The 9,669-nt window shown below is 48.3% G+C and carries 4 protein-coding genes and 2 pseudogenes; 4 read left to right on the forward strand and 2 right to left on the reverse strand.

The genetic code is table 11. The features are described 5' to 3' along the window. Positions 1–296 (reverse strand): annotated as a pseudogene (locus ABW391_RS27405) (AAA family ATPase); the annotation flags it as partial. A gap of 121 nt (positions 297–417) precedes the next feature. Between ABW391_RS27405 and ABW391_RS27410 the strand changes: the two are divergent. From ABW391_RS27410 to ABW391_RS27425, 4 genes are all read left to right on the forward strand, one after another. After that, positions 418–3,687, forward strand: coding sequence for an AAA family ATPase (locus tag ABW391_RS27410; protein ID WP_353485099.1), 3,270 nt, complete (start codon positions 418–420; stop codon positions 3,685–3,687). A gap of 461 nt (positions 3,688–4,148) precedes the next feature. Next, a complete protein-coding gene (locus ABW391_RS27415) occupies positions 4,149–5,954 on the forward strand; it encodes an acyl-CoA dehydrogenase (protein WP_353485100.1) in 1,806 nt (601 codons plus the stop codon). Between the two features lie 747 nt (positions 5,955–6,701). Continuing rightward, the gene (locus tag ABW391_RS27420) at positions 6,702–7,742 is read left to right on the forward strand and encodes a DUF4340 domain-containing protein (protein WP_353485101.1); all 1,041 of its coding nucleotides are present in this window, start codon (positions 6,702–6,704) and stop codon (positions 7,740–7,742) included. 36 nt (positions 7,743–7,778) lie between these two features. Further along, positions 7,779–9,017 (forward strand): zinc dependent phospholipase C family protein, encoded by a 1,239-nt coding sequence (locus tag ABW391_RS27425; RefSeq protein WP_353485102.1) that lies wholly within the window; start codon positions 7,779–7,781, stop codon positions 9,015–9,017. 298 nt (positions 9,018–9,315) lie between these two features. Here the strand turns inward: ABW391_RS27425 and ABW391_RS27430 are convergent. Continuing rightward, a pseudogene (locus ABW391_RS27430) lies at positions 9,316–9,669 on the reverse strand (hypothetical protein); the annotation flags it as partial.

A 9,669-nucleotide genomic window follows, 5' to 3' on the forward strand; every position in this document is an offset into this window, starting at 1 on the left:
CGGATGTACACAACGCTGTCGTATTTGCTTACTTTTTTCCGCAGGGGCAAATCACAAATTTCTTTTCGCCCTTTTTTTAAAGAAAAGCACTTCAGCTCCACATCAATTTCCCAGTCCTCGATGTCGAAGTACTTGTTGTAAAAAGAGAGTTCTGCGTAGATGTAGGTAGTTTCCAAACGATCAAACACCTGCCGATACTTCTTCTTGTTATCGGCCAGCCACTCCGTAGAGGCATAAACCTTAAGTTCTTTGAATTTATGCCTTATAAATTCTGGTTTTGAAAATTCTTCCGTCATAACATCATTCAGGGTTCACAAAGTCTTTAAAATTCACAGAACAATAAGTTTTTTGTTTTCGCTCTGCTAATATGCTGCTTTTTGTACAAAGTTTTTAACTTTCTTGCATCAAAGTCATCTAATGTCCCAGCAAGAATTTAAAATACCCACATTAGTACAGCACATTCAGGTAGATGGAAAGCCCTATTTCAGCCTAAAACCCTTGTTTTGGCCAGGGCCAGTATCCATTCACCGAAGGTATCAGGAGGCAATCACCGCTTACCGCAAGGAAGTTAAACACCATCTTTCGGCTACTCCTGTCAATCGGTATACCCTTGATCAAACGCTTTGGCTGATTTTTCAGCCCAAAACGCTTTTTCAAAAAAGAAAATTACAATTTCCCCTTGGCAAGTACCAGGTGGATGGGTTGTTTCTGGTCATCCAGTTTGAAGTCAATGGATTAAACATCCTTTATTTGCCTGGTTTCAACAATACCATGCAGCTGCAGCCTCATGAAGAAGCTCCAATTGGGGATCTGGAACTGGAAAAAACCATCAAGAGGCTGTTGCAAAAAGAACGAGAATACCAGGGTACCGAGTTCCAACCAGATGAATATTATGCCAACCGCCGCGATTATCTGGTGGATGTGACGGTAAAGGTAGACCTCAAAATGGCGCCCAATCGTTTTGTGGAAGTGCAGGACGCCAACCCATTCTTCAGGTTTTTTGAAGAAACCGAATTTGATGGCGCCGAAGAAGCTGCAAAAACCGGAAATGACCTCAACGACCAATTTCCGCATGCACTGCCGCAAACTTTTTTCCGCGACGAATTGGCCACGGAAGTGTACGATTTGATCTACAATCGTGACCCTATCCCTTTTGCACTGATAGGTGTGGAAGGAGTTGGAAGGCACAACCTTATTTCCAACGCTGTACACCGGTATTTAGCTGCCCGGGAAGATGACGATAAAGAACAAGCCATCAGCGTTTGGTCTTTGGACCCCAATAGGATCATCAGTGGCATGTCCATCGTAGGACAATGGCAAAAAAGAATGGAATCCATCATTCAATACCTGATCAAGCCCCAAATTGGTCATAAACTATTGCTGGACAACCCCGTGTCCTTGTTGCGCATTGGAAAATCGTCGCAAAATGAAATGACACTCAGCGATGTACTGAAACCCTACCTGGAAAAACGCAGGCTGCAAACCATCCTGATTGCCACCCCACAGGAATGGCAATTGATCCAGGAGAAAGACCGCCCATTCAGTGACTTGTTTCAAGTAATCCGGGTACCAGAACCGGATTCGACTACCGCTTTGAAAATCATTTTGGAGCAGCGCAAAATTTTGGAGCAAGAAAACGGCATGCGGATCTCAATTTCAGCGATTAGTCAGTTGATGTACGTACACCGTATTTTTCAGTCCAATAAAGCCTTGCCCGGTGCAGTCATTCGCTTGCTGCGTCAAATGGCCATCAAGCACCGCTACGGATCGGTGGATGCCCAAAACGTACGTGAAGAATTTGGGATGGTGAGCGGTTTGCGCGAAGAAATTTTCAGCGCCGGATATTGGTTTGAAAAAAACGAGGTATTCAACAGCTTACAACGGGAGTTGATCGGCCAAAAAGAAGCGGCTTTTGCACTCAACAACGTGATCCAGTTGTACAAAGCGAAGTTGAACAATCCCAGAAGGCCGATCAGTTCCCTGATGTTTATTGGACCAACCGGGGTGGGAAAAACCCATGCCGCCAAAATCCTGACCCGTTACCTCAGTGGCAATGAAGAGGCGCTGGTGCGTTTTGACATGAATGAATACCTCGATCCCTACGCAGTGGATCGACTGATTGGCGACGAATACAATCCTGAGGGTCAATTGACTGGAAAAATTCGCTATCGGCCCTTCAGCGTGCTTTTGCTGGATGAAATCGAAAAGGCGCATCCAAAAGTGCACGACCTGTTTTTGCAATTGCTGGACGATGGCCGCCTGACTGACCGGATGGGGCGCACTGTTGATTTTACCAATAGCGTCATCATCATGACCTCCAATGTAGGGGCAGATGACAACCGTTTTCGCATCAGCCTGGGCAATGACGCACAACACCAGGCGCAGGCACAAGTGTATCGCAGTGCCCTGGAAAAGCAGTTTCGCCCTGAATTTGTCAACCGCATTGAACAAATTGTCATTTTCCGCCCCCTGGAGCGCGAGCACATCCTGGGCATTTCCCGTTTACAAATCAATGAATTGTTGCAACGGGATGGTTTTGTACGCCGTAACACCATCCTCAATATCCAAAAAGAAGCCCTTGAGTGGGTAGCCAACCGCGGCTATGACCCAGAGATGGGTGGCCGGGCCTTGCGCCGCCAAATCGAACGCGATTTGACCAGCCTCTCTGCTGATCAGTTGCTGAAAATTCGCACGCCAGGGCCCATAATTCTCGACATCCAATTGCAGGAAGACCGCCTGGTGCCGCGGATTTTCCCCTTGGAATTTGTAGAACCCAGCGGTGAAACCTATTTTCCCAAGCCACCCAAACCGGAAAGTGGAGGCAGTTTTTACCGCCGACTACTCAAATTGGTGGAAGAGCTCAACGAGAAAGTGCGCAATCGAGACAGTGCTCCTGACTATTACGATCCCCGCAGCATCGAGGACAATTGGCATTACTTTCATTTCATCACCCGACTAGATGAAATGAAAGAGAACATTGCGACCATCATGATCGCATTCAACAACAACAGTTTTGTGCGCAATCTACCAATGCCATTGCGCCTCAAGCAATCGGAATTGTTTCGCAACCGATCCAATTCGCGCAATGCTCAATCCTTGGAAGACGTAAAAGCACGCTTGTTTCACGATGCCGCATTGAAGGAAGTCAGCGAAACTTACCAGTTTGCCAATGGCGTGTATGACGCCATGGATACCGAATTTGTAAACCATTACCTGGATGTCGCTTTGTTGCGCCTGGCAGGTCGGGCATTTTTAAATGGACAGCTGGACAAGGTAGAGATCAAACTGGAATCACTCGTGGCCGGTCAAGGACAAAGGGAAATCGAATACCTCTTAGAGCGGTACAAAGCTTTGTTTAACCACTTGGGCATCGATCCTGAATATTCTGCCGAAGAACAAACGTTGATCGCCGAGGATTACGGGATTGCGCCGCTGTTTCAGAGTGAAGCTGGAATTCACCTCTTCTATCTGGCACACCAAAATCCGTTGCCGATCAGGGTGCACATCAAACCCACTGCTGGCGAAAACAATACCTGGCAGGTCATTCGGCTTTATGACGGCAACCGCACCTTAACCGACTTGCGCACCCAATACACCAACGTGATGAGCATGAGCGGCCAGGAATTCAAGTTGCTGGTGTACGCGGGCTTGAATACGGAGTTGCGGAGGGAGTTGATGCGGTTTTGAGGGGAGAGTTAATCAACGTGAGTTCGGAGATTTTCAAAAGGAATGAATCCGACGATACCCGTTAGCACTAACTACATCTATAATCTTGTAACCCGCTGTTTCAACGGCGGGCCCAAGCGCACCCACTCTCACATCTAATATCCTTCTAGAGGCTTGCATCATGAAATTGTAGTAGATGCAAGCCACTGGAAGGATGTTAGATGTGAGAAATGGAGATGCTTGTACCCCCCGACTAAAGTCGAGGGTTACAAGATTATAGATGTATTTGAGCCATAAATTCCCGAACTCACGTTTCATCAAAATGTGCCTTTCAAGACAAATGCCATTTTCGTTTCTTTTAAATAACATAAATTAACGAGATTTTTTTAACTGAGTAAAAAACATCATTAGCATTTTCATCCCAACAGAATATCTTGCATCCATTTAGCGAACTTTCGCTAATTCCTTTAAAAACTACCACCATGCTCGAACAATACATCAGCTCGCGTAACCTTAAATTTGTATTGTATGAATTGCTCAACGTCACCCAGTTGCAGCAAATCGAACGCTTTGAGGCCTACGACCGCGAAGCTATTGACATGACCCTGGATGCGGCCAAGCAGATTGGCGACCAGTATCTTTTTCCATTTTACCGGGCGATGGACAAAGAGAAAGCCTACTATGCCAATGGCGAAGTCCACGTCCATCCCTGCATGAAACCCGCCATCGAGGCCATGGCTGAAGGGGGTTGGATCAACGCCCACGATGATTTTGAAGTGGGCGGACAACAAATGCCTTATACCCTACTCAATGCGGCCACCCTGATTTTTCATGCTGCCAATGCCAATATCACTTGCCATCCATTTTTGACTACCGGCGCCGCCAACCTGATCCGCACATTTGGGTCTGAAGCACTCAACGAAGCATACATTCCCCAGTTGTACAGTGGCAAATGGCAAGGCACCATGGCCCTGACCGAGCCGCAGGCGGGCAGTTCCCTGTCCGACATCACCAGCAGTGCCGAACCTTTCAATGATGGCGAGTACTACAAAATCAAAGGTCAAAAAATTTATATTTCTGGTGGCGACCACAACGCCGTCGACAACGTAGTGCACCTACTTCTGGCGCGCATCAAGGGCGCTCCGGTGGGTACCAAGGGCATTTCTTTGTTTGTAGTACCCAAATTCCGGGAGGAAGACGGCCAATTGGTCAGCAATGACGTGACCACTGCGGGTATTTACGGAAAAATGGGTCAAAAAGGCTACGTGGCCGCTCACCTGATGATGGGCGAACAACTCGATGATTGCCGGGGTTACCTGGTTGGTGAGCCGCATCAAGGCTTGCGCTACATGTTTCAAATGATGAATGAAGCCCGCATTGGTACGGGTATGGTAGCTGCAGCAAGTGCTTCTGCAGCCTACTACGCTTCGCTCAAATACGCCAACGAACGCCCTCAAGGCCGCCACCCCTCCAACAAAGACGTGCACCAACCCCAGGTTTTGATCATCGAGCACGCGGATGTACGGCGCATGCTTTTGTACCAAAAAGCGATTGTGGAAGGCAGCATCGCGCTGCTGCTGCAATGTAGCCTGTACGGCGATTTGGCTCACCGTGGCGAGGGTGAAGCGGCAAGCAACGCCCATTTACTGTTGGAACTCCTGACCCCCATTGCCAAATCTTACCCTTCTGAAATGGGCATCCATTCGGTGAGTCAGGGCATGCAAGTATTGGGAGGCGCGGGCTACACCGATGATTTCCCATTGGAACAACTCTACCGCGATATCCGGGTCAATGCCATTTATGAAGGCACCACCACCATTCACGGCATGGACTTGCTGGGACGCAAACTGACCATGTCGAATGGAAAAGGATTGCAATTGCTGAGCAAAGAAATCCAGACCGAAATTGAAGCGGCGATGGAATTTCCCAATTTGAAGCCATATGCCGAGCAACTGATGAAGACTGGGGCGAGTTTGCAGGAAACTACGGTGAATCTGTTCCAACTGGCACAAAAGGAATCTCCTGAAGTATTTTTGGCAGATGCCACCTTGTACCTGGAGTACTTTGGCACCCTGGTACTGGCCTGGATGTGGTTGAAACAAGCCATTGCTGCCGAAAAAGGGTTGACGCAAAATCCAGCTACTGCCGATCAGCATTTTTATGCGGGCAAATTGCAGGCTTTTAAATATTTCTTTGAATACGAATTACCCAAAACAGTGGCCATGAAAATTCGTTTGAATAGCACGGTTCGTGTAACCATGGAAACCAGCGCGGAGATGTTGGTGTAATGCAACTCGCCTTCGGCGACACGACCAAACAAATTTTGTGAAAATTTAGCACCCACCTTCGGTGGAGTGCTTATGCTTAAAAATAAGCCACAAATTTCACAAATTGAAGCACAAACTCGCGTTTGTGCTCCCTTCACGAACGGAAGCAGAGGGTAATATGAAGTAATATTGACATTTTTCGCAACTTCGCTTTTGTAACCACGATGAGCAAGACGTTTTATGCGCTTCACGCTTTTTGAGGCTTCGCCTCTTTTTGCTGAAAGCAACAACAATGGGAGAACGGATGACGCGGATTTGGGCGGATTAAAACGGATTTTGCTTTGCCTGCGGCAAAGCTTTTTAGACACGAAGGGTCGAAGCCTCAAAATTGATTGAGCCCAAAAGGGTTTCTTGAGGACTTTGTGTCATCACGCCGAAAGCGGGAAATCCGTTTTAATCCGCCCAAATCCGGGGCATCCGTTCTCCTAATGACGTTCCAATACACCGGAGACGTAAAAGCGCGGAGCGCGTAATCGGCTCGTCGTGGTGATATTAACCATGAGCTGCGCAGCTGCGAAAAATTCTTGGCATTACTTTTCACCGCTCGCTGCTAGAGTTCGTGTCCTAATTTATGAAATTTGTGGCTAAAAAATTGATTTATCGCATCGCCGAAGGCGAGGTGCTAAACATTTACAAAATTGTTAAAAAAACACTCTACCGAAGGTGGGTGCTGAACTTTTTGAAGGGGAGAAGTGAACTTTGCAAAGCATGAATGTAAAAATAAACCGCAGCACCTGGCTGTTGATTGCTTTTTTTGGCCTGGGCGTCGCTGCTCTAGCCTATGTATACCTCAATAAGGAAGATGCGTTGATGCGGGGCTTGAAAGCAGAGCGGAATTTTGGTGTCAAAAATGTTGCGCAAATCCGCAAAATCTTCATCGCCCAGCGCGACGGAGAGACCACCTTGCTGGAGAAACGCGGAGCTGATTGGTTGTACAACAGCAAATTCAAAGCCCGCCCCAATGCCATCGAAAATGTGCTGGACGCCATTGCCCGGGTAGAAATAGACCACATCCCGCCCAAAGCTGCCGTGTCCAACATCGTCAAAAACCTGGCGGGCGAGGGCATCAAAGTAGAAATTTACGCATCTGGAGAAAAGCCCATCAAAACCTATTACATCGGTGGAGGTACTGCCGACGAGCGCGGCACCTACATGATCATGGAGGGTTTTGATCAACCCTTTGTGTGCCACATTCCCGGTTGGGAAGGCAATTTGCGCTACCGTTTCACCTTGCGGGGTGACGATTGGCGGGACAAAACCGTGTTTGCCGAAAACCCCGAAGCGATTCAATCGGTAAGCATCGAATACCCCAAACAAAAAAACCGATCCTTTAAACTCGAACGCAAAGGCAGCAACCGTTTTGAAATCAAGCCTTTTTATGCCATCACTCCAGCCATTCAAGCGCCGTACCGAGAGGGCAGCGCTGAAGCTTTCCTGATTGGATTTGAAAGCCTGGGAGCCGAAGCTTTTGAAAATTCAACCCCAGCCAAAGATTCGGTGCGGCAGATTATCCCGTTTAGCATCATCAAGGTGACCAACCAGCAGGGCAAAACGACGCAAGTCAAATTGTTTCCCATTTTTCCTGATTTGGATGTGTTTTTTGAACCCAAAACCGGGAAATGGATCAGTCCAAATGGAGCTACGGTGGAACGCTATTTTGCCGACCATAATTCTGGCGATTTTATGCTCGTACAAGACCGGGTGTTTCGGAAAGTATTGCGGGGGTACGATTTTTTCTTTGGCAGGTAGATTGACAAAATGAGGGTAAGACCCTAAATTAGAGCCATGAAAATCAAGCTGTTGTTTTTACTCTTCCTGATTTCGATCAGTGCCATTGCTTCCAGCCCTGAACCGGAGCCGAAGTGGGGCTTTTTTGGCCACCGCCGCATCAATCGCCTCGCCGTTTTTGCGCTGCCACCCGAGCTGATTCCCTTTTACAAACAAAACATCGAGTACATCACCGAGCACGCGGTAGATCCCGATAAGCGGCGCTACGCCACCCGCCACGAAGCACCCCGGCATTTCATTGACCTGGATCGTTACGGCAAAGCTCCATTTGAAACGCTGCCGCGCGGTTGGAACGAGGCACTGGCCCAATTTACAGAGGTATTTCTCGTCGATATGGCTGGTGATACCGTCAAAGTAGTTGGAGAAGGTGTGACGCACCTGGAAAACAACCGCTTGATGGGGCTAGGGCGTACCCGCGACCTCAATGCGCAGGGCATTACCGTAAAGGATTACCAGCAGTTTTTCAACAAGAATATTTTGCCCCAGTATTATGAAGAGATCTGGCAAGTAGCACCCGATAGCCTGGCGAAAGTGGTGGGTACCCCCCTACCCTGTCGCAGCATTTTTGCCAAAGACCACCTGTCGGAACATGGCATTTTGCCCTACAACCTCTTGCAAGTGCAACGCCGACTGACCGAGGCATTTTACACCCGCAATGTGGCGGCAATTCTGCGCTTATCAGCAGAGATTGGGCATTACATCGGGGATGCGCACGTGCCTTTGCACACCACCAAAAATTACAACGGCCAACTGAGCGATCAAATCGGGATACACGGTTTCTGGGAAAGCCGCATTCCAGAGCTGTTTGCCGACAAAAGTTACGACAACTTCGTTGGTGTGGCCGAATACATCAAAGATCCACAATCCTATTATTGGAACATTGTGATGGAAAGCAACAGCCTGGTGGATTCGGTATTGCTCATCGAAAAACGCCTGAAGCAAACCTTACCTGCCGATGCCCAATTTTGCTTCGAAGAGCGCCTGGGTGTTACCATCCGTACCCAATGCGCTGAATTTGCTCAGGCATACCAGGAGGCCATGAGCGGCATGGTGGAAAACCGTTGGCGCTCGTCCATTCGGGCAGTGAGCAGTGCCTGGTACACCGCCTGGGTGGACGCAGGCAAACCTGAGCTGAAAAAGCTCAATTTCTCGCCTGATGAAAAGGAATTGCAAGAAATTAAAGCGCTGGAGGCTTCCCTGAAAAAAGGAAGGATCCAGGGCCGGGAACATGAATGATCAGTTTGATTTCATTTTCCATAATGATCTAGCGCTAAATGGTAATACATTCTTTCGCAAGAGCAATTTTTTTTGATTTGGCTACCGCCAAATGTTTTGTAACCGCGACGACGCGACGGCGCGACGATTCATTTGGCTGCGCCAAATGCGCGACGTGAAACGACGAAAAGGTGTGCGAAGCACACATATCGTCGCGCCGTCGCGTCGTCGCGGTTACAAAAAACAGCAGCGGAGCTGCCTACTGCGTTATGTACATTACCAATTAGCGCTCGAAGCTATCGGCGGTACTAAACTTTCACTACTTTTCAAACTCGATCTGGTACTCCGACCGATACGCCCCCTGATCAGAGTACTTGAAAAACAAGCGCGCTTTTTTGCCCAATTTCAGGCAAGTCCGCTTGTTGGCCACATCCTCTGGCGTATTCAAAGGTTGCAACGAAGGGTACCACAAAATATGCCCGCCCCGCCGAACCAGCAACTGCGGCTTGCTCCATTTTTGGGCATTGTCCCCCTTGCCCAGGTCTTTGTTTTTGTTGAAAGAGATGTACAATTCATCGCCTTTCCAGGAAGATCCTTCCACTTTGCCCATCAGCATCACCCAGCATTCGAGGTAGGTATTCCAACTGACCGATGGGCCCCAGTGGAATTGCCC

Source organism: Haliscomenobacter sp. (genome assembly GCF_040403615.1).
Lineage (GTDB): Bacteria > Bacteroidota > Bacteroidia > Chitinophagales > Saprospiraceae > Haliscomenobacter.